Here is a 20,666-nt window from a genome sequence, read left to right on the forward strand (position 1 = left end):
ACCATCGCCTGCCTACGAATCTGGCTGCCCTGACTTTGCGGACACCCCCTAGGGCTCCTGTGGGTGGCGGGCCGGGGTGGTTCCGCCACCTCGTAGGAGGTGCCGGCCCGCCGGCTGCGCGGGACCGCGATCGTTCTGTCCTCAGGGGCGGGCGAGGGTGTCCGGGCGGCAGGGAGGCGAGGAGAATCGGTGCATGCGGATTCTGATCATCACCGCTGGTTCGCGGGGGGACGTCGCGCCCTATACGGGTCTGGGCCGGCGGTTGCTGGACGCGGGCCATGAGGTTGCCGTGGCTGCTCACCCGTCGTTCGCCGCACTTGTCGGCGGGTGCGGTCTCGATCACCGGCCTGTGCCGGGAGACCCGCAGGCGCTGATCGGGGACTGGGCCCGGGCGGCGTCGCGGGGGGAGGTCCAGGCGTTGACGAGGGCGTACGCGGACGGGATCGCCGATGGGGTGGCGGAGGCCGTGGCGGGCGGTGCCGACCTGCTGCTCACGGCTTTCGGTCCGGCCCCGCTCAGCCGGACGGTCGGCGCGGCGCTCGGTGTCCCCGTCATCGGCGCCTACCTGGTACCGGCGTTCGCCACCGGCCAGTTCCCGCTGCCCAACGCCCGCAGCACCGACGGCCCGGGGCCGGAGGGCAACCTCGCCGCAGGCCGGGACGTCGTGAGGCGCGCGGAAGACGTCTTCGCGGGCGCTGTGACCCGGTTGCGTGCCCGCCTCGGGCTGCCCGCCGGCGTGCCGTCGGCACCGGACATCCGGCCGGTCTTCCACGGCTTCAGCCCGCTGGTGGTGCCGCGCCCCGCGGACTGGCCGTCCTGGGTTTCCGTGACGGGCTACTGGTGGCCTGCGCGGCCCGACGGCTGGCAACCCCCGGCCGAGCTGGTCGACTTCCTGCAGGCCGGTCCGCCCCCGGTCTTCATCGGGTTCGGCAGCATGGCGGTGGGGGAGGGGGAACGGCTCAGCGAGCTGGTGGCCGCGGCGGTGCGGCGGGCAGGGGTGCGTGCGGTGGTGCAGGCCGGATGGGCCGGCTTGAGCGGCCGCGGCGCCGATATCCTGGCCATCGGCGACGTCCCGCACGACTGGTTGTTCCCTCGTACCGCCGCCGTCGTCCATCATGCCGGGGCGGGTACCACCGCAGCCGGACTGCGGGCCGGGGTGCCCGCCGTGCCCGTTCCCGTCATGGCCGACCAGCCGTTCTGGGCCTCTCGGTTGTACGAGCTGGGAGTTACCCCCGGGCCTGTACCGTTCCAGGACCTCACCGCAGAAGTCCTCGGCGACGCGATCACGGCCTGCCTCTCAGAGCCGGCCCACCGCCGCCGCGCGTCCGAACTCGCCCGTGGGATCGCCGCAGAGGACGGCACGGCTTCGCTGCTCGCCCACATCGGCTCGGTGGGCGCCGGGTGAAGCCGGGCGGCTGCACCCAGCCCGAAGCAGTGATGGACCGTATCCGCATCCCGTGGCGCGGGCCTGGCCGGCCGCGGACCCGGCCCGCTCAGGTCGTCGCGGGCGAGAGCAGATGCCGGCTCGACCGCGCCCTACCGTCGCCGAAACGTCGTCGAGCGCTGCTTCAAGCGGCTTAAGCACGACAAGGCCCTGGTCACCCGCTGCGACAAACGCGCCCGCCACTACTGAGCCATGGTCACCTTCGCCTGCCTACGACTCCGGCTGACCTGACATAGCGGACACGACCTAGGGCGATACGGTGGCGGCGATCAGGCGTGAGACGCGGGCGGCGCCGACGCGTACCGCGTCCTCCAGCTGCGGCTGCCGCTGTTCGAACAGTTCCGCGGGGACGGAGGTGGCCACGGCTCCCGCGACCTTACCGTCCGCGTCCAGAACGGGGGCGGCGAGGCAGGAGAGGCCGCCCTGGAACTCCCCCACCTCGACCGCCACGCCGGAGGCATGGACCCGCTCGAGATGTCCCTCCAGGACGTCGGGCGCGGTGATGGTGCGCTCGGTGAGCCGCACCAGCCCCTGTTGCCGCAGGTAGTCACGGCGCCGCGAGGCCGGCAGGGACGACAGCATGACCTTGCCGAAGGCCGTGGCGTGCGGGGCTTCGTGGAAGCCGACGTCGAGCGGCTCGGCCCGGGGCGCGGAAGGGGAGTCCACGACCTCGGCGACGACGATCTCCTCGTCCCGGAAGACGGTGTAGTACGCGGCGGCCGCGCACTCGTCGTGGACCTGGTGGAGCACGCCCAGCAGGCCGGGGGTCACCTCCAGCTGCTGGCACAGGCGCCGGTGCAGCCCGGTGAGCTTGTACCCCAGGCCGTAACCGCGGGACTGGTTCAGCCTCACCAGGTAGCCGTCGTGCACCAGGGTGTTCAGCAGGCGGTACGTCGTCGGGAGCGTGAGGCCCGCGCGCCGGGCGACGGCCTTCGCGGTGATGCCGTCACCGCCGGCCGCGACCGCCTCGAGCACCCTCAGTGCCCGCCGGACCGATCCGAGCAGGTCTGCCGCGCCGGCGGCGTGCGTCTCGTTGCCGTGGATCATGAGTCTCCTGTGCGGCTCCGGGAAGTGAGCCGTATCGCCGTACCGTCACCCGGGCGTCCGGCTCCAGGCGGATGAGGCCTTGGAACCGGGCGCATCGGGGCGGCGCCGGCGCTCTGCCGGGCCGGACAGGCAGGTCGCCCCGGACGGCCGAGGTCTGTCTGTCGCGCGACGGTCATGCGGCGATGGTACGCAACCGGTTCATGGCCATGTAGACCTGGCCGGCCAGCAGGCCCCCCAGCACCTGGGCCCCGAGGTACACGGGCAGCTGGGACCAGTCCACCGGCCCCCCGGCCGGGCCGGACACCAGCATGGGCCCAAGGGTGCGCGCCGGATTGAGCGCCGCCCCCGTGACCGGACCCACGGCGACGGCGATGGCGAAGACCGCGAAGCCGATGGGCAGGCCGGCGAAGCCGCCCGGGGCCCGCTGGTCGACGACTCCGAACACCACGAAGACGAGGATGAAGGTGCCCAGCGCCTCCGCGAAGAACGCCTGGGAGGCGGAGGTCGGAGATGTGTAGGAGGCGACACCGAGGCCCAGGTGCACCGCACGGGCGCCCAGCACGGCGACGACGGCGCCCGCGCCTGCCACCGCTCCCGCGCACTGGGACAGGACGTAGCCCGCCACCTCGCGCCGGGGGATTCTGCCGGTCGCGGCCAGGGCGAGGGTGACGGCTGGATTGATGTGGCAGCCCGACACATGGCCTATCGCGAAGACGGCGGCCACCACGACCATGGCGAAAGCGAATGCGATTACGCCCAGGTCGGCCATCGTGAAACTGGTTTTCCCCGTCTTCTGCAGCATGAGGGTGGCAGGAATCGAGCCGACCCCGAGGAAGACGAGAAAAGCAGTGCCGAGAAATTCGGCGAGCAGCCGTTGGAGATAAGTGTTTTCTTTCATTGCTTTCACCGGAGCCGGCGGCCCCGGCTTCAACCCCTTTACGTTGACTGGCGTTCGGCGTTCTCCGGGCCCGCCCCGGGCCGGTGCATTACCTCGCGGAGCGGGCGCCGCACGGAGTGCGGAGGGCATGTCACCGAGCGCCGGGCACGAGGATTCCGCGGCCCTGCAGTCGTCCCCCCTCGAGGTCGTCCATGGCGTCGTTCACGGCATCGAGCGAATACGTCGTGGTGTGCAGCCGCACCTTGCCCTGAGCGGCGAGCGTCATGAGTTCGTCCAGGTCGTTGTAGCTGCCGACCAGGTTCCCGATGACGTTGATCTCGTTCGAGATGATGTCGATGGTCGGCACGTGGACGTGTCCGCCGTATCCGACGACGAAGTAGGAGCCGGCCCTGCGGAGCATGGCGACGCCCTGGGCCTCGGTGCCTCGCTCACCCACGAAGTCGATGACGACATGTGCTCCTTGACCTGCGGTGATCTCCTGCACCGCGGTCACCGGGTCGCTGTCTGCGCGCACGGTGTGGTGCGCGCCGAGGCTCTTGGCGAGTTCCAGGGCCGCTTCGGAGGTGTCCACGACGACGATCTCGGCCGCGGTGAGGGCGACCAGGGCCTGGATGCCGATGTGCCCGAGGCCCCCGGCGCCGATGGCGACGACGAAAGCACCGGGATACAGCAGCGGAACCGCCTTCCGTACGGCGTGATACGCGGTGAGACCGGCGTCGGCCAGGGCGGCCACGTCGGCGGGCCGGAGGCCGGCGTCGAGCTTCACGCACGAACGCGCGTTGGTGCGCATGAACTCCGCCATGCCGCCGTCGCAGTCGATACCCGGGAAGGCGCTGTTCGCACAGTGCACGTCATCCCCCGAGCGGCACGCGCGGCACAGGCCGCAGGTCATCAGCGGATGGAGGATCACGGGATCACCGACTGCCAGGTGGGAGACTCCGGAACCGACCTCCCGCACCCATCCGGCGTTCTCGTGCCCCAACGTGTACGGCAGCGACACCTGGGACTTTTCCCGCCACTGGCCCTCGATGACATGGAGGTCGGTTCTGCACAGACCGGCCCCGCCGATCTCCACGATCACATCCTGCGGTGAAGTGATCCGGGGATCCGGCACCTCTTCGACAATGGGCCGTCCGTGATATCCGTGCACACGTACTGCCTTCATTTCGCACACTCCTTGTCTCTGAATCCCATAAGCGGTGCGAGGAGATGGTCATTCTTTTTCGGCCACACGGTCAACGGGACTGCATCCGGCAGATTTCCACCTGTCGAGAAAACAGATAAATCGCAACGGAAGTGTCGATAGGTAATTTATCGGGCATATGGAGAGCTGTGAGGGTCGGCCGGCGCCGTACGATCTTGTCGCCACGGGGCCCGGCACGAGGACGGGCCTGTAGAGCACGCACGTAGCGGAGAGAGAGTCCGATGATCTTCATTACCGCCAAGTTCCGCGTCCTGCCCGCCGATGCCGATCGGTGGCCGGAGATCGCCGCAGAGTTCACCGAGGCCACGCGCGGGGAGCCCGGCTGCCTGTGGTTCGAATGGTCGCGAAGCGTGTCGGACCCGACGGAGTACGTCCTGGTCGAGGCCTTCCGCGATGACGAGGCGGGTGCCGCTCATGTGCAGTCCGCGCACTTCAGGGCCGCGCAGGAGACACTGCCGCGCCACCTTGTCGAGACACCTCGCATCGTGAACATGACGGTTCCTCAGGACGACTGGTCCCTCCTGGGCGAGATGGCCGTCGCGGAGCAGGACTAGGGACTAGGTCTGTCCTCCGGCTGGTTGTGCCGGTGGAGGAGCAGCTGGGCGCGGCCGCACTCGCGGGGCGGCACCGACCAGGAAGTTGCCTGCGTTGTCAGCCGGCGAGGACTACTTCGTACGCAGCATGAGGGCGTGGCGGGTGAGGACCCCGTACACGCCGGTCTCGTCCCCGCGGATGCCGAACCGTTTCTGGAACCGGGCCACAGCCTGCCGGACCTCCGTGCCGAAGCGGCCGTCGATCGCGCCGCCGTCGTAGAGCCCTGGGATCTGGAGCAGACGCACCTGCAACTCGTACACGCCGTGCCCGCTGTCGCCTTCGCGCAGTACCCCGGTGCCGGGAATCTGGGGGAGCGGGGTGTCGTCGGGCAGCGGCCGTTCGGGTTGCTCCTGGGCGGCGGGCGGCGTCGCCGGCTTGGAGTGCTGGTTCGTGAGGAGCGAAGAGGCGAGCAGGAGTCCGCTCACGGCACCCAGTCCGAAGAATCCGGCGACCCGGGAGTGCCGCCGGTCGGTGAACCGCCGATGTCCTGGGCTTGCCTTCGGTACCGGCAGCCGTACGGCGTCGGGGCGCGCCGGCACCTGAGGGGGCGGGGCGCCGAGCGGCGCCGTGCGCGGACCGGAGCCTCCCGGGTCGGCCGTCCAGGAGGCGTCCGGAGACGGGCCGGCTCCGCGGCGCACGCCCGCCCGCACGGGCCCGAAACCGGGGCGGGGCGCCGGCGGCTCGTTCCGCGTTGGGGTCGCGTCGCTCGCGGCGGGCTGCTTCCCCGCCTCCTGCCGCGCGCCGTGCGCCCACAGGGGCTGCACCACGGGGTCCTGCGGAGTCCGGCGCACATGACCGGTCCGCGGCGGATACACGACGGACTGCGGAATGCCCCCCGGAGGAGCGGGAACCAGGCGTGTGACCGGGGGACCCATCCGTTGTGTCCGCGGATGTGCGGCCGGAGGCCGGGGAGCCGGCGGAGACCACGGGTCCCTGGCAGGAACTGCTCGGCTGCCGTCCGCGGCCGGTTCGCTGTGACGGTCGAAGGACCCCGGCGGGCTCGCCGTTCGCCGGTTTCTGCCCTCCGCATGGAGCTCGGCGCGCGCGGCGTCAAGGGCGTCCAGGATCGCCTGGAAGGATTCCTGGATGTCCAGCGCGGTGTCACGCTCCGGAGCGAAGTCCGGCTGCGGTGGGGCGCCGTCGCGTTCCATCGGCATTCCTCCTCGGCCCGTACCCGTAAAGCGTCATTTCCTTGTGCAGCGATACGTAGTCCGTCCGCATCTGTCTCAGTCCGCCGTCACCGATGGGTAGTTGGGGAACGGAGGGACCCTGGTCGAGCGGATCCCCATCAGCGCGGACAGGCTGCCGGAGGACCGGCGTTTCGACGAGGCCAGGGAGGCCGCCGATCCGAGCGGCCTCCTCCTCGTCTTCGGCGTCTGCAATGCGGCCGCGGCGGCGTCGGCGACCGCCTGGTATCCCTCGGCTCGTACTGAGAGAGCGCTCCGGTCCCGTTGGACGCGCTTCTCACCGCGATCGAGGGCGCGTTCCTTCGGCTGACCTGCTCCTGGGCTTCCGCAGTCTCGTCGGACCTCGGCAGCCCAGGATCGTGGCGGCGGATGGCCCAGCCGGCCGCACGAAGTCCGTGGCCGCCTCTCGGGACCGGCTTCACCGACCCGGCGGCCCGGCCGCGTGCCGGTGCCCGCCACCTGCTGTTCGGCGAGTTGCTGGCGCGGGTCGAGTCGGCACAGGCCATCCATCAACTCGCCGCCCGGTTCTGCTGGCCAGCAATTGCGGCCGGGCGGCGTCGGTTCGGCTGTCGGCTACTTTGCTACGCCATCCCCTCGGCATTCTCAACGACTCCCGTCCCGAGGGTCCGCCGGCCTTTCCGGTCGGCCGCATCCGAGGGCTCGACTTCCTTGAAGACCGCGCCCGGCTCGGCTCGTTCGACGGGCAGAAGCCGCGGGCTCGTGTCCGTCAGTGTCGTGCTCCTGGTGGTAGTCGGACCCGTGCCGAGTCGGCGTCGTTCGGTGCTCATGACGGGAGTCTCCCGCGCCTCGTTCGTGTTTCTCCAACGCCGGTGCCCAGGATGCGGCGGGCTGTCACGAGGGGTTCGTACGGGTGGCGCGTCCACCGGCCCGCTAGTCGGCACGACGCGTAGGCGTTCTGCCAGTCCGACTTACATAGACGTCTTGTCGTCGAAGAAATCTCCGGTCCTCCAGGACCTCTCGCAGCGCACGGCAACGGGGGTCTCACACCCATGGCCGACGCGCTGGCCGCCCCCGGCGGTGCGTATGCCACCGGCGGCGCAACGAGTCGCCCGCCTCTCCCACCGCGACCAGCAGCACCGCCGATGTTGCGCACCGTGCAACGCCCGTCGTCTGGCCTGCGACCCAACCTCCCAGCCACAGCGTCAGCGCAAGCACGGCCCACCAAAGGACGAGGGAGACGATCACGCGCTGTCGGCGCGTCGCCGTGCTCAAGCTACGGCCCTCGGGGTCCGGTGTGCCGCGATGGCCGCGGCCATCATCCGGGACGGTCAGGATTCCGGGAGCGCTGGTGTGGGCGAACAGCCCTCTGTCTGGGGCGTACGAGCATCACGGTCTCCCCGACCAGACGCCTTCCGGCCCGTTCTTGCCAGGGCATACGTCGCTGGCGGGCTGCGACGCCCACTCTCCCCTCCTCTAGATGTTGAGGTAGAAGCGCACTGTCGTGCCCTCGTCCTCGGTGTGCACGCGTACCAGGTCGGAGACATAGTGCACCAGCATCAAGCCGCGCCCGCCGATCTGTCCCGGCTGCGGCGGCCTGCGTCCCGCGAGCGGGTCGGTCAGCCGTCCGGCGTCGCGGACCTCGATGACGACCTGGCCGTTCTGGGCCCAGATCGCCAGGCTTCCTCGCCCGCCGCCGTGCACGACACTGTTGGTCGTCAGCTCCGCGACTGCCAGTTCCGCATCCTGCAGCCGTTGCCCCTCAAGACCCAGCCGCATGGCCTGGTCGACGGCGAAGTAGCGGACCTCCGGGAGCTCCTCGGCGCCGTAGGAGAAGACCGCCGCTTCCGGCGCGGGGGGCAGCGCCTGGTTGTAGCGGGAGACGACCGCCTGCCAGTCGTAGACGCTGCTGGCCTCCTCACGGCCACCCGAGATGACGGTGGGGTGGGTGATGCGCGCATCGGCCAGCACTGTCTCGTCCAGCCGGGACTCGTCGTACGGGCACAGGATGGTCACCGCCCGGCCCTCGAAGGCCGCGTTGATCAACGCCTCGTGCTGCGCGCATGCCGGGTACTCCACCTCGGACCGGCCCGCCCAGATCGGCTCACCGATGATCCGCACCCTCGTCTCGGGGTGGGCGTCGGCGAACCCGCGCAGCACCTTGGGGATGATCCGCCCCGGGTTGCGGCCGGCCTCGGTCATGTCCAGGAGCAGCAGACCGTCGGCATCCGTGCCCAGCCCCGCCTTGATCAGTTCCAGGTTCGGGCCGGGAACCGCCACCGCCACCGGCTCACTCGCGGCCAGGCCCTGGCGCACGAACGCGACCGTCTGCTCGGTGTACTCCTCGGGGGTGCTGTAGAACAGCGCCGGATGCTGGAAGGTCTCGTCGGTAGTCACTGTACTCATCGCGGCGCCACCTCGATCCGGCGCTGGCCCGGCCAGAACATCTTCAGAACGCGCGGCAGTTGTGGTGGTGGATGCTCCACCACCACCCGTCCGTCGGGCAGGCTCAGCGCGGTGACCGCCAGTGCCGTCACCCCGGCCACATCCACGAACGCCACATCCGACAGTTCCACATACGACACGTCTTCGTGCCGCCGGGCCAACTCGGACAGGGCCTCCTCCCAGGAGGGACGGGTGACCGCGCAGATCTCACCGCGGGCGTGTATCCCAGGGCGACCGGGCAACAGGCTCACCTCCAACGCGACCCTCCCGGGTACCGCCGGGCCGGGCCCGCCCACGGCATGTGGGGCATCCACGCTCGGACTCCTTCGACATCTCTCAGCCGGCTTGCTCAGCCCCAAGGCCTCGCACCGGCAGAAGGCAACTTCCTTCCAGCCGCGGATTCTAGTGCGGGGCGCCAGACCGCCGCCCGGCTGCGTGAACCTGGAAGGCCGGCCGCAGGATGCGGCAGGGCTGAATGGCCCGCAGGACTCGCTCCGTAGGCCGCTCCAGTGGAGGCCGGCCCGGACCGACCGCCTGTGCCTCCAAGCCACAGGGCGAATACGGAGGGAGAATCCGCGACGAACGCACGTGTCCGAGAGAACGCCGCGGGAGAACGTCGCCTGGCCTTGAAGCCGCCGGTACCCCATGCGTGTTGATGCGTCTCGCCTCAGACGACTCGGATCCCCACAAGGCAAGTGTCATCGTCCGTATCCGACTTGCTGAACGTCAGAAGCCGGTCCAAGTGCTGGTCCAAGGTGATCGGCGCCGTGCGGGCCGTGGTGAGCAGGTGGGTCAGCGCCTCCTCCACGGAGCGGTCACGGCGTTCGACGAGGCCGTCGGTGTACATCAGCAGCGTGTCCTCGGGCGCGAGTTGCACTTCGGTCTCCTCGTACGCGGCCTCGGGCACGGCGCCGAGCAGTATGCCCTTGACCAGCGGCAGCGGCGCGGCCTCCGCGTCGCGGACCAGGACGGGCGGCAGATGGCCGGCCCGCGCCCAGCGCAGGACGCGTCGGTCGGGGTCGTAGAGGGCGCACACCGCGGTGGCGGTGACCGCACCCGTGAGATGGTGCGCCACGGTGTTGAGCCACGACAGCAGCTGGCCGGGCCCGGCCCCGGTGACCGCCAGGCCCCGGAGCGCGTTACGCAGAACGACCATGCTGGTGGCGGCCTCGATGCCGTGACCGGCCACGTCTCCCACGCACAGCAGCACTTTGCGCGACGGCAGGACCACGGCGTCGTACCAGTCGCCGCCCACCAGGTTCTCGGTTTCCGCGGGCCGGTAGCGCACCGCGACCACCATGCCCGGTACCTGCAGCGGGGCCTGCGCGGGCGGCATGATGGCGTGCTGCAGCTGGAGCGCCAGCCGGTTGCGCTCGGCTGCCTCCTGCTCGGTGTGGGCGAGCTGGTCGCGGGTGGCCGCCAGCGCCACCTCTGTCCAGTGCTGGGCCGAGATGTCCTGATAGGCCCCGCGGACGACGAGCAGCCGGCTGTCGGTGTCCAGGACCGGTTCGGCCACGACGCGGATGTGGCGGGTGACCCCGTCCGGACGCTGCAGCCTGAAGGCCGCCGAGGCGGGCCGCAGATGGTGCAGCAGCGTGCGCAGGAAGCGGCCGATGGTGACCGCGTCGTCCGGATGGGCATGGGCGGGCAGGTCCTCCAGCGGCACCGGCGGGCTCTGCGAGGAACGGCCGTACAGGTCGTACATCTGGCTGTTCCAGGTGATTTCGCCGGTCAGCAGGTTCTCCTCGAACCCGCCGATGCGGCCGAGTCGCTGGGCGTGCTGCAGCAGGCTCGCCAGCCGGGCCGTCTCGTCCTCGATGCGCCAGATCAGCAGTACGCAGTTGCCGTGCCGGCTGATGCTGATGTCCGCCACCGCCGACAGCGGCACCTGATCGACCAGCGCGGTCAGATGCATGCGGTTCGCCCGGAACGGCTCGCCGGTGGCGTAGACCCGTTCGATGCGCTGGAACAGTTCGCTGTCCCCGGCCGTCATCGGGTACGCCTCCAGCAGCAGCGCCCCGCTCACCACCGCGCGGGCCCGGCCCCCGGGGTCGAGGAAACGGGAGTTGACGTGCTGGATACGGAAATCCACGAGCTGGCCGGAGTCGTCGAGGTGCGGTACCAGGACCAGGGCGGGGTCGTGCAGCCCGTCGGCCAGGTCGATCAGCTCCGCGGCATCCGGCAGCGCCCGCAGCTCCTGACCGGCGTCGACGCGCGGCGTGGAAGTCTCCAGGGTGTGCGCGCACAGCTCCGCCAGAGCCTCCACCTGGCGTAGGACCTGAGGCGGCTGCGGTTCCAGCGGCCCCGGCCAGGCGATCTCCAGCACCCCGTGGATGCGCCCGCCCGTGCCGGCCGGCACAGCGGCCCGGCCGCCGTCCGGGTGCGGACGCCGGCCGATCGTGGGCAGCCCTGTCTCCGCGAGCGAGGTGATCCACTGGCCGCTGCGCTCGGTGAGCCCGCGGCGCGCCACCGTCGCCACGTCCGGCGGCACATAGCGCCATTGGGAGGCTTCCAGCGGGGAGAATCCCGCACTGCCCGCAAGGGTCAGCGAGCCGTCGGAACCCGCGGCCCACACGGCCACGGCCACCGCGCCCAACGGGCGCAGCGCGTGCTCCAGCAGCGAGTCGGCCACGGCTTGCGTGTCGGATGCGGCCAGCGCCACGCTCTCGGCGGCGCGCAGGCGTACGGCGGCCGCGTCGCGCGCTGTCGCCCGGGTGCCCGTGGTGGCGGCGAGGAAGGCGTCCGTGACCTCGGACATCCGGTCACGGGCGGCCTGATTGATGACCTCGACGGCGAACTCCAGCGGGCTGACCCGGGCCTGCGCCGTCAACTCGGCGAGCTGCCGGGCGGCCTGTGCCGGGCCGCAGCCGAGCCGCTCCACCAGGATGCCCTTGGCGAGCTCGATGAGCGCCCGCCCTTCCGCCTCCGCCTGCGCGGCCCGCACCTCCCGCCGCAACCGCTCGACCGTGGCGGCGAGCCTGCCGACGGGGGAGGTCGCGGCGACGCCACCGAGGTCGCCGGGCGGTACGACGGACGCGTCCGACGCCCGTTCACCGGGAGGAGTCAGAGGTGTCGCCGGGTCGTCGGTCGTCGGGGGCGCGGCGTTCGGAGTCGTGAGGTCGGCCGACGGGCCGGGTCCGCCGGCGGCAGTCGGGTGCGGGGCCGCCGAGGTGGGTACCGGAGGCTGCCCTGCCGTTGCGTCGGCGGCGACCGCCCCGTGCGGAGCCGTGGCGACGTCGGGGCCGTCGGCCCGAGGGGCCGTGCGAGCCCCGGGCTGCGGGCGTGGATCGGTGCCTGGCGGTTCGTCGTACTGGTCGGAGGGCTGGTCGGGCGTGCTCACGATGGGGATGCTCCTCGGCGGGATGGCCCTGGTGCGCGGGCGGGAGGGCCTGGCCCGCCCCGGCGGGCGGCGGGGCGGGCTGCGGCACCTCAGGGGGACAGCCAGCGTCGGACGCGGGCGATGAGGTCCTGGGCGTCGACTGGCTTGGTGACGTAGTCGCTCGCCCCCGAAGCCAGGGACTTCTCCCGGTCGCCGGGCATCGCCTTCGCGGTGACGGCGATGATGGGCAGATCGGCGTACCGGGGCATCTTGCGGATCTCGGCCGTGGCGGTGTAGCCGTCCATCTCCGGCATCATCACGTCCATCAGCACCAGGGCGACGTCCGGGTTCTCGATGAGCTTGTCGATGCTCTTGCGGCCGTCCTCCGCGTGCAGCACTCGGAACCCGTGCAGCTCCAGGATCCCGCTGAGCGCGAAGAGGTTGCGCGCGTCGTCGTCGACGACCAGTACGGTCCGCCCGGCGAAGGAGTCGTCGACCACGGGTGGCGGCAGCTCCTGTGGTTCCTCGCCCCGGACCAGTGAGAGGACGTCTCCGGGTTCCTCGGCAGACAGGTGCAGGGCGATGCGCTCCCGCAGTTCGTCGAGGCTGGAGAGGAACTCCAGCGATCCGTCGTCCGCGTGCGAGCGCAGTGCCTCCGCCCGCGCCACGTCCGGGCGGTGGCTGCTGTGCACCAGGACGGGAACCTCGGCCAGCGCCGAGTCGCCCTGCAACGCCTCCAGGAACCGCGCGGCCTCACCGTCGGGCATGTCGAGGTCGAGGACGACGCAGTGGCACGGTTCGGCGGCGAGCGCACCGGCCGCCTCCTGAGCGCTCACGGCCGTGATCAGGTCCACCGCGGGCCGCGGCACGGCCTCCTCCGAGCGGAGCCGGGCGACGTCCGCGACGACGCTCTCGGCGACCAGCGTGAGCAGGCCGCGCGGCCGCTCCTCCACGACGAGCAGCCGGCGCCGGCGCGGCACGCTCGCACGCGGGAGCGGAGCAGCGGGGGCGCCCACGGCGGTCTCCGCAGCGGGCAGTTCCGCCGGCTTCTCCGGCAGCCGGCCCGCCATCTGCTCGAAGTCGGGACGGGCCACCGGAAGGAACAGCGTGAAGGTGCTGCCTCGTCCGGGCTTGCTGTCCACGGTGACCGCGCCGCCGAGCAGATGGGCGATCTCCCGCGTGATGGACAGCCCGAGACCGGTACCGCCGTACTTGCGGCTGGTCGTGCCGTCCGCCTGCTGGAAGGCGCCGAAGATGGCCTCCAGTTGCTGTTCCTGGATACCGATGCCGGTGTCCTGGACCCGAAACGCCACGACGGAGCCACCCCTGATGACACCTTCGGGCAACTCGTGCTCCGCGGCGGGCTGGACGGTCAGCTCCACGCTGCCCTGCTCCGTGAACTTGACCGCGTTCGACAACAGGTTGCGCAGCACCTGACGCAGCCGCGAGTCGTCGGTGAGCAGGTCGCCCGGTGCGCCGGCCGCCATGGTCACCTTGAACTCCAGGCCCTTCTGCGTCGTCATCGGCCGGAAGGTGGCCTCCACGTACTCGATGAGCTGGCGCAGCGACACCCGCTCCGGGGCGATGTCCATCTTCCCGGCCTCGACCTTCGACAGGTCCAGGATGTCGTTGATCAGCTGAAGCAGGTCGGAGCCCGCTGAGTGGATGATGCCCGCGTACTCCACCTGCTTCTGCGTCAGGTTGCGCGACGGGTTCTGCGCGAGCAACTGGGCGAGGATCAGCAGGCTGTTGAGCGGGGTGCGCAGCTCGTGGCTCATGTTCGCCAGGAACTCCGACTTGTACTTCGAGGCCAGCGCCAGCTGCTGCGCACGCGCCTCCAGCTCCTGCCGCGCCTGCTCGATCTGCAGGTTCTTCGCCTCGATGTCGCGATTCTGCTCGGCCAGCAACGAGGCCTTCTCCTCCAGTTCGTCGTTGGAGCGCTGCAACTCCTCCTGCTGCGCCTGCAACTCCGCCGAGCGGACCTGCAGTTCGGCCGTCAGACGCTGCGACTCGCCGAGCAGCTCGTCGGTGCGGGCGTTGGCGACGATCGTGTTGACGTTGACGCCGATCGTCTCCCGCAGCTGCTCCAGCAGGTCCCGGTGGATCGGGGTGAACGCGGTGACGGATGCCAGCTCGATGACGCCGAGCACCTGGTCCTCGAAGAGGATCGGCAGCAGGAGCAGAGCGGTCGGCACGGTCCGGCCGAGCCCGGAGGAAATGGTCACGTAGTCGGGCGGCAACTGGTCGACCGAGATCGTACGGCGGCTGCGGGCGGCCTGACCGACCAGGGAACGACCGAAGGGGATGCGTTCGGGCCGCGCATCGTCCTCGGGGCGGCCGTAGGAGCCGACGAGCCGCAGCTCAGGGGCCTCCTCCCCGTCTTCGGCCAGGTAGAACCCGCCGTACTGGGCCGAGACCAGCGGCACCAGCTCGTCCATGATGAGTTCGGCCACGACAGGAAGCTCGCGATGGCCCTGCATGAGGCCGGCGATCCGCGCCAGGTTGGTCTTGAGCCAGTCCTGCTCCTGGTTGGCCCGGGTGGTCTCGCGCAGGGACTCCACCATGGAGTTGATGTTGTCCTTGAGCTCGGCGACCTCGCCGGAGGCCTCCACGGTGATGGACCGGGTCAGATCGCCCTCGGCCACGGCGCTGGCCACCTCGGCGATCGCGCGCACCTGCCGGGTCAGGTTGCCGGCCAGCTCGTTGACGTTCTCAGTCAGCCGCTTCCACGTGCCTGAGACACCCTCCACCTCGGCCTGGCCGCCCAGACGTCCTTCGGTGCCGACTTCCCGGGCGACGCGAGTGACCTCGTCGGCGAACGCGGAGAGCTGGTCGACCATCGTGTTGATGGTCGTCTTCAGCTCCAGGATCTCTCCGCGTGCGTCGACGTCGATCTTCTTCGACAGGTCACCCCGGGCCACCGCCGTCGTCACCAGCGCGATGTTGCGGACCTGGCCGGTGAGGTTGTTGGCCATGGAGTTGACGTTGTCGGTGAGGTCCTTCCAGGTCCCGGCCACGTTCGGCACCTGGGCCTGGCCGCCGAGGCGTCCCTCGGTGCCGACCTCGCGGGCCACGCGGGTGACCTCGTCGGCGAACGCGGACAGCGTGTCCACCATCGTGTTGATGACGTCCGCCAAGGCCGCGACCTCGCCCTTGGCCTCGACGGTGATCTTCTGCGACAGGTCGCCGCGGGCGACCGCCGTGGCGACCTGGGCAATGGAACGAACCTGGCTCGTCAGGTTCGACGCCATCACGTTGACGTTGTCCGTGAGGTCCTTCCAGGTGCCCGACACGCCCCGCACATGCGCCTGGCCGCCGAGGCGTCCGTCGGTGCCGACCTCACGGGCCACGCGGGTGACTTCGTCCGCGAAGCCGGAGAGCTGGTCGACCATCGTATTGATGGTGTTCTTCAGCTCCAGGATCTCGCCGCGGGCGTCCACGGTGATCTTCTGCGAGAGGTCGCCCTGCGCCACCGCGGTGGCGACCTGGGCGACGTTGCGGACCTGGGACGTCAGGTTCCCCGCCATGAAGTTCACCGAGTCGGTCAGGTCTCGCCAGGTGCCCTTGACACCCTTGACGTCCGCCTGGCCGCCGAGGCGTCCCTCGGTGCCGACCTCGCGGGCGACGCGGGTGACTTCGTCCGCGAAGCCGGAGAGCTGGTCGACCATCGTGTTGATGGTGTTCTTCAGCTCCAGGATCTCGCCGCGGGCGTCCACGGTGATCTTCTGCGAGAGGTCGCCCTTGGCCACCGCCGTCGTCACCTGGGCGACATTGCGCACCTGGGACGTCAGGTTGCCCGCCATCAGGTTGACCGAGTCGGTCAGGTCACGCCAGACACCCGCGACCCCAGGCACCTTGGCCTGACCGCCGAGCCGTCCCTCGCTGCCGACCTCGCGGGCGACGCGGGTGACCTCGTCGGCGAATGCGGAGAGCTGGTCGACCATCGTGTTGACGGTCTCCTTCAACTCCAGGATCTCACCGCGCGCGGGCACGTCGATCTTCTGCGAGAGGTCGCCCTTGGCCACCGCCGTCGCGACCTGGGCGATATCGCGCACCTGCGTGGTCAGGTTGCCCGCCATCGCGTTGACCGAGTCGGTGAGATCGGCCCACGTGCCGGAGACCCCGGGTACCTCCGCCTGCCCGCCCAGCGTTCCCTCGGTTCCGACTTCGCGGGCGACCCTGGTCACCTCGGAGGTGAATACGGACAGTTGGTCCACCATGCCGTTGAACACGATGGCGATGTCGCCCATCAGACCATCGGCGTCCTCCGGCAGACGCGTACCGAAGTCACCGTCTCGCACCGCTGTCAGGCCCGCCAGGAGCCCTCTGAGTTCCTGGTCGCCCGGCAGGGGCTGGGTATCCGCACTCGTGTTGCTGGTCATGGCACCCTCGTTTCCCCTCCCAGGGGCACTGCCGACTGGGCACGGATCTGCGCGACGCGAAATACACCGCAGGTTAACAGGCACATTGATGTTCACAAAGTCTCCCCTCTTCCCGCAGGTTCGAGAACTCCCCACCCCTTCGCATGCCTTCACGGCCCGAGCCGGCGCGGAGCGAGTGGGCGCGCGTGACCAGGAAAGTCACGCGGGGTGGTTGCAGGTCGAGGGGATCGGGAGCGGGGCCGGTGACGCCGCGACACCACTGAGGCAGCGATCGGCGCGATCACCGGCACCATGCGACGGCCGCAGACGCTCGTGCTGGGCCGTCTCGACGATGCCGGGGCAGTCCGACCGGCCGGCCGCAGTACGCCTCTGCGGCCGGACGCGGCGCGTGACCTGGCCCAGCGGCTGACGCCATCAGGGCCACGGACATCCCTGGCAAGGCACACGGTTCACGACCTCCTGAGGGTCGCGGACGCCGCTCGACGTCCTGCTGGTCGAAGCGGCGCTGGTCGCAGAGATCATGGTGGACACGACGCTGGAGCGCGGATCGTGGGGACACCCGGGAAAGATCAGGTAAGGAAGCGATCAAGCGTCGGAGATCGACCCAGGCGGGTGCTTGCTGCAACGAACCCCACACGCATCAACTGTGGGGAACATCGCAGGAGTTACGTGCAACCTTTGCCGATCTTCCGCACAGCAAACACAAAACAGGACGCGCCCCCCACGCAGGCCCCCCTTCATGGGTCGCATGACGGCCAGAAGGCTCTGATCTGCGCTCACCGGTTGCAGCTCAGGCGATTACGCGGCGGTGCAAATACGCGAACTCCGGCAACACGTGCCTCGGGAGACTCGACAGGACCCCTGCGAACCGGAGGTGCGACTGTGAGTCGACTAGCATCGCCCCGCTGCTTCGGTTCCCCCTGATCACGCAACTCAGGGGGCCGACGTTCCACCTGGGGGTTTCATGGGCAAGCGTGCCGCCGCGACTGTGGCCGCCTCACTTACGATCACGTGCCTGACCGCCTCGACGGCCACAGCGGAAGCGGATACCCGCCTGGGTGACACGCAGATCCTTTCCGCCTCCATCCATGACGGCAAGCCTCTCGTGATCGGAACGGCCGACCAGACGATCTTCACCGCAACCGTCACCGCCAGCGACCCCGAAGGCATCGACTACATCGACCCGCTGCTGTACAAGGGGCCCATCACCGCACCCACCGGCTACCTTGCGGCGGTACATGAACCGGAGTGCACCGTGGTCGATGACGCCACAACACGATGCACATGGGCCTTCGTCCTAGGCCAGTCGTTTCTCCAGGACACAGATGCCGGGACCTGGCGACTCCACGTCAACGCAACGGCAAACGACGGCGACTATCACCGGCAAGAGGCTGCAGCATCAATCAACGTGAAACGTGCCTCAAAGCTGACGGCCAACGCGGCACCCGAGCCCGTGACCAAGGGCAAAACCATCACCATCACCGGCACACTCACTCGCGTCAGCTGGACCGACTCCAGGTACCGCGGGTACGCAAACCAGCGCGTACGCCTGCAGTTCCGCACACCCAGCGGCACCTACAGCACCGTCAAGACGGTGACCTCGAGCTCCACCGGATACCTCAAGACCACCGTCACCGCTAGCCGGGATGGATACTGGCGCTATAGCTACGCGGGCAACACCACCACCGCGACCGTAAGCGCCCCCGGCGACCTTCTCGACGTTCGGTAAGCGGGCGCGGGTCGTCCTTCCCGCAGGCGCCGCCTCACGCCTCTTCGAGGTGTACGCGCAAGCCGCTGACCCTCGGGCCGGCCCGGCGGGCGGTTGAACGGGTCGTGCTCAGCTTGGCGGGTGCGCAATCCGCCGAGGCCGCGGGGGCCCACGGTCGGTCGCTGGAAGATTTCACCAGTCGTCTTGCGTCTGTTCACCGGGCCCCGGTCGGCGACGAGGAGGACGCGGATCTCCGGTATGTCGTCGACGGTCCGCGCGGCTACCTGAGGGTGCTCGGCGGTATGGTCCGGGCCAACCGGCCGTGGCGCTTGGTTCCGGGGCTCTCGAAGGCCCTGGCGGCCGCACTCGCCACAGGAGCGATCGCCACCGTGAACTCCACCCTGTGGAGTCTGGCCGCATCCCTTGACACTCCACGACTCGTGATCGCCACAGTCGGTTCCGTCGCGCTCATGATCGGCTGGCTGATTGTGGACGCGCGCCTGTGGCACCGATCGGCAGAGACCTCGCCGGAGGCGAGGAAGCGGGCAACTCTCTACAACGCGTCGACGGTCGTGACCGTCGGTATCGGGGTGCTCGTCTGCTACGTGGGTTTGGTGGTCATCAACTTGGTGTGGGCGCTCTTCATCCTCAACGGCCAAGTGTTCGCCTCCGTGACACGAACCCCGCTGCACGCCGCGGAGTACTGGACGCTGGCCTGGTTCGTCGCTTCGGTCGCCACGGTGGGCGGTGCGCTGGAATCTGGCTTGGAGAGCGACGAGGCGATCCGGCAGCCGCCTATTCCAAGCGTGAACAGGAACGCCGCCGCATGCTGGACAGCGACCAGGAGTAGCTGGTTCTCCGAGCCGGTAGCTGGATGCAAGGATCCGCTGATCGTTCGGTATATGACTGTTTCGTGCCGGACACCGAGGGGGACCCGCACAGCACGCCGCCGAGCGCCGATGCTCCGCCTGGCGGGCCGGTGGCGGCTCCACCGTCCATCTGATCCGGGTGAACGGCCCGTAGAGGCGTACCGGAGCCACAGACCCCGTCATCAGCAACTTCCGGGGGTGGCCCTGTGTGCGTCTCGCTCACCGCCGTGCCGCGGTCATGCCGCGACACCAAGGGAAGTCATCATGAAGGCAGCGGTATATGAAGGACCGCGGACGGTCACGGTGAAGGACGTGCCGGACGCGAAGATCGAGCACCCCTGCGACATCATCGTCAAGATCACCACCACCAACATCTGCGGTTCGGACCTGCACATGTACGAAGGCCGCACCTCGTTCGAGTCCGGCCGCACGCTGGGACACGAGAACATGGGCCAGGTCGTGGAGGTCGGCTCGGCCGTGCGCAAGGTCCAGGTCGGCGAGTACGTGGTCCTGCCCTTCAACATCGCCTGCGGCTTCTGCAAGCAGTGCGAGCGGGGTCTGACCAACTACTGCCTGACCATGCAGCCGGAACCGGCCCTCGCGGGAGCCGCTTACGGGTTCGCCGACATGGGCCCCTACCAGGGTGGCCAGGCGGAGCTGCTGCGTGTGCCCTACGGCGACTTCAACGCGCTGCGTCTGGGTGAGGATGCCGCCGAGCGGCAGACCGACTACGTGATGCTCGCCGATATCTTCCCCACCGGTTATCACGCCACCGAGATGGCCCACGTCAAGCCGGGTGACCAGACCATCGTCTTCGGGGCCGGTCCCGTCGGGCTGATGGCGACCTACTCCGCCCTGCTCAAGGGTGCCGGCCGCGTCTGGACGGCCGACCATCAGCCGGACCGGCTGCGCAAGGCGGAGGAGATCGGGGCGATCCCGATCAACACCGCCGAGCAGAATCCGGCGGAGGTCGTCAAGGAGGCCACCCTCGGTCTGGGCGCCGACAACGGGTGCGAGTGCGTCGGTTACCAGGCGCACGACCCCGAGGGACACGAGGACGCCAGCCTGACGCTCAACGGCCTGATCGACTCGGTGAGGTTCACGGGCGACATCGGTGTGGTGGGTGTGTTCCTGCCCCAGGATCCCGGCGGCGCGGAGGCTCAGGGGGAGCTGGAGGCTCAGGGCAAGGTTCCGATCGACTTCGGCATGATGTGGTTCAAGGGCCAGCACATGGGGACCGGGCAGGCGCCGGTGAAGAAGTACAACCGGGCGCTGCGGGATCTGATCGCCGGCGAGAAGGCGAAGCCGGGCTTCGTCGTCTCCCACGAGCTCAGTCTGGACGAGGCTCCCACCGCCTACGAGCACTTCGACGCCCGTGACGAGGGCTGGACCAAGGTCGTCCTGCATCCCAACGGCCACAGCATCGGCCACAAGTAGTCAAGTAGTAAGGAGACCAGGGGCGTCAGCCGTTCCAGCACCGGACGGGCCTTCTTCGCCTGCAGCTCCCGATAGACCGGGCACCGGCGGTCGACTCCGTCCGGCATTGCCGGCCGGCCGGGCGGCGGGATTCCGCTGTCGGCCCGAAGCGTGAGGACTGGACAGGCCGAGCCG

At 69.8% G+C, this 20,666-nt stretch carries 12 protein-coding genes and 2 pseudogenes; 6 read left to right on the top strand and 8 right to left on the bottom strand.

Annotation, left to right across the window (positions count from 1 at the left end):
- The first annotated feature begins 193 nt into the window (after positions 1 to 193).
- On the top strand, positions 194 to 1,405 hold the full coding sequence (locus AMK31_RS38265; RefSeq protein ID WP_073945377.1) for a glycosyltransferase: 1,212 nt from the start codon (positions 194 to 196) through the stop codon (positions 1,403 to 1,405).
- A gap of 101 nt (positions 1,406 to 1,506) precedes the next feature.
- A pseudogene (locus tag AMK31_RS41955) lies at positions 1,507 to 1,633 on the top strand (IS5/IS1182 family transposase); the annotation flags it as partial.
- A 57-nt stretch (positions 1,634 to 1,690) separates the two neighbouring features.
- Here the strand turns inward: AMK31_RS41955 and AMK31_RS38275 are convergent.
- From AMK31_RS38275 to AMK31_RS38285, 3 genes are all read right to left on the bottom strand, one after another.
- A complete protein-coding gene (locus tag AMK31_RS38275; RefSeq protein WP_073945378.1) occupies positions 1,691 to 2,491 on the bottom strand; it encodes an IclR family transcriptional regulator in 801 nt (266 codons plus the stop codon).
- A gap of 172 nt (positions 2,492 to 2,663) precedes the next feature.
- A complete protein-coding gene (locus AMK31_RS38280) occupies positions 2,664 to 3,389 on the bottom strand; it encodes an MIP/aquaporin family protein (RefSeq protein ID WP_073945379.1) in 726 nt (241 codons plus the stop codon).
- A gap of 130 nt (positions 3,390 to 3,519) precedes the next feature.
- Positions 3,520 to 4,554 (bottom strand): NAD(P)-dependent alcohol dehydrogenase, encoded by a 1,035-nt coding sequence (locus tag AMK31_RS38285; RefSeq protein WP_073945380.1) that lies wholly within the window; start codon positions 4,552 to 4,554, stop codon positions 3,520 to 3,522.
- Between the two features lie 260 nt (positions 4,555 to 4,814).
- Here AMK31_RS38285 and AMK31_RS38290 point away from each other — a divergent pair, with 260 nt between their 5' ends.
- Entirely contained in the window at positions 4,815 to 5,147 is a 333-nt protein-coding gene (locus tag AMK31_RS38290; protein WP_073945381.1) for a putative quinol monooxygenase, read from the top strand.
- A gap of 111 nt (positions 5,148 to 5,258) precedes the next feature.
- Here AMK31_RS38290 and AMK31_RS38295 read toward each other — a convergent pair whose 3' ends face one another.
- From AMK31_RS38295 to AMK31_RS38320, 5 genes are all read right to left on the bottom strand, one after another.
- The gene (locus AMK31_RS38295) at positions 5,259 to 5,954 is read right to left on the bottom strand and encodes a peptidoglycan-binding domain-containing protein (protein WP_073945382.1); all 696 of its coding nucleotides are present in this window, start codon (positions 5,952 to 5,954) and stop codon (positions 5,259 to 5,261) included.
- Positions 5,955 to 7,808: 1,854 nt separating this feature from the next.
- Positions 7,809 to 8,738 (bottom strand): anti-sigma factor RsbA family regulatory protein, encoded by a 930-nt coding sequence (locus AMK31_RS38305; RefSeq protein ID WP_073945384.1) that lies wholly within the window; start codon positions 8,736 to 8,738, stop codon positions 7,809 to 7,811.
- Complete coding sequence (locus AMK31_RS38310; protein WP_385313028.1) at positions 8,735 to 9,028, bottom strand: STAS domain-containing protein; 294 nt, start codon at positions 9,026 to 9,028, stop codon at positions 8,735 to 8,737. The genes AMK31_RS38305 and AMK31_RS38310 overlap by 4 nt, the downstream gene beginning before the upstream one ends.
- A gap of 416 nt (positions 9,029 to 9,444) precedes the next feature.
- The gene (locus AMK31_RS38315; RefSeq protein WP_073945402.1) at positions 9,445 to 11,844 is read right to left on the bottom strand and encodes a SpoIIE family protein phosphatase; all 2,400 of its coding nucleotides are present in this window, start codon (positions 11,842 to 11,844) and stop codon (positions 9,445 to 9,447) included.
- 362 nt (positions 11,845 to 12,206) lie between these two features.
- Positions 12,207 to 16,478 (bottom strand): HAMP domain-containing protein, encoded by a 4,272-nt coding sequence (locus tag AMK31_RS38320; protein ID WP_073945386.1) that lies wholly within the window; start codon positions 16,476 to 16,478, stop codon positions 12,207 to 12,209.
- A 964-nt stretch (positions 16,479 to 17,442) separates the two neighbouring features.
- Between AMK31_RS38320 and AMK31_RS38325 the strand changes: the two genes are divergently transcribed.
- From AMK31_RS38325 to AMK31_RS38335, 3 genes and pseudogenes are all read left to right on the top strand, one after another.
- Positions 17,443 to 18,207, top strand: coding sequence for a hypothetical protein (locus AMK31_RS38325; RefSeq protein WP_073945387.1), 765 nt, complete (start codon positions 17,443 to 17,445; stop codon positions 18,205 to 18,207).
- An 80-nt stretch (positions 18,208 to 18,287) separates the two neighbouring features.
- Positions 18,288 to 19,036, top strand: a pseudogene (locus tag AMK31_RS41960) (hypothetical protein); the annotation flags it as partial.
- A 283-nt stretch (positions 19,037 to 19,319) separates the two neighbouring features.
- Positions 19,320 to 20,492: a glutathione-independent formaldehyde dehydrogenase gene (locus tag AMK31_RS38335; RefSeq protein WP_073945389.1), complete on the top strand. Its 1,173-nt coding sequence runs from the start codon at positions 19,320 to 19,322 to the stop codon at positions 20,490 to 20,492.
- The last annotated feature ends 174 nt before the right edge of the window (positions 20,493 to 20,666 follow it).

This window comes from Streptomyces sp. TSRI0107, from assembly GCF_001905845.1.
In the GTDB taxonomy this organism is placed as follows: domain Bacteria; phylum Actinomycetota; class Actinomycetes; order Streptomycetales; family Streptomycetaceae; genus Streptomyces.

Coding starts and splice junctions, on each gene's coding strand:
- AMK31_RS38265 (WP_073945377.1), top strand. CDS start 194: ATGCGGATTCTGATCATCACCGCTGGTTCGCGGGGGGACGTCGCGCCC.
- AMK31_RS38275 (WP_073945378.1), bottom strand. CDS start 2,491: ATGATCCACGGCAACGAGACGCACGCCGCCGGCGCGGCAGACCTGCTC.
- AMK31_RS38280 (WP_073945379.1), bottom strand. CDS start 3,389: ATGAAAGAAAACACTTATCTCCAACGGCTGCTCGCCGAATTTCTCGGC.
- AMK31_RS38285 (WP_073945380.1), bottom strand. CDS start 4,554: ATGAAGGCAGTACGTGTGCACGGATATCACGGACGGCCCATTGTCGAA.
- AMK31_RS38290 (WP_073945381.1), top strand. CDS start 4,815: ATGATCTTCATTACCGCCAAGTTCCGCGTCCTGCCCGCCGATGCCGAT.
- AMK31_RS38305 (WP_073945384.1), bottom strand. CDS start 8,738: ATGAGTACAGTGACTACCGACGAGACCTTCCAGCATCCGGCGCTGTTC.
- AMK31_RS38320 (WP_073945386.1), bottom strand. CDS start 16,478: ATGACCAGCAACACGAGTGCGGATACCCAGCCCCTGCCGGGCGACCAG.
- AMK31_RS38325 (WP_073945387.1), top strand. CDS start 17,443: ATGGGCAAGCGTGCCGCCGCGACTGTGGCCGCCTCACTTACGATCACG.
- AMK31_RS38335 (WP_073945389.1), top strand. CDS start 19,320: ATGAAGGCAGCGGTATATGAAGGACCGCGGACGGTCACGGTGAAGGAC.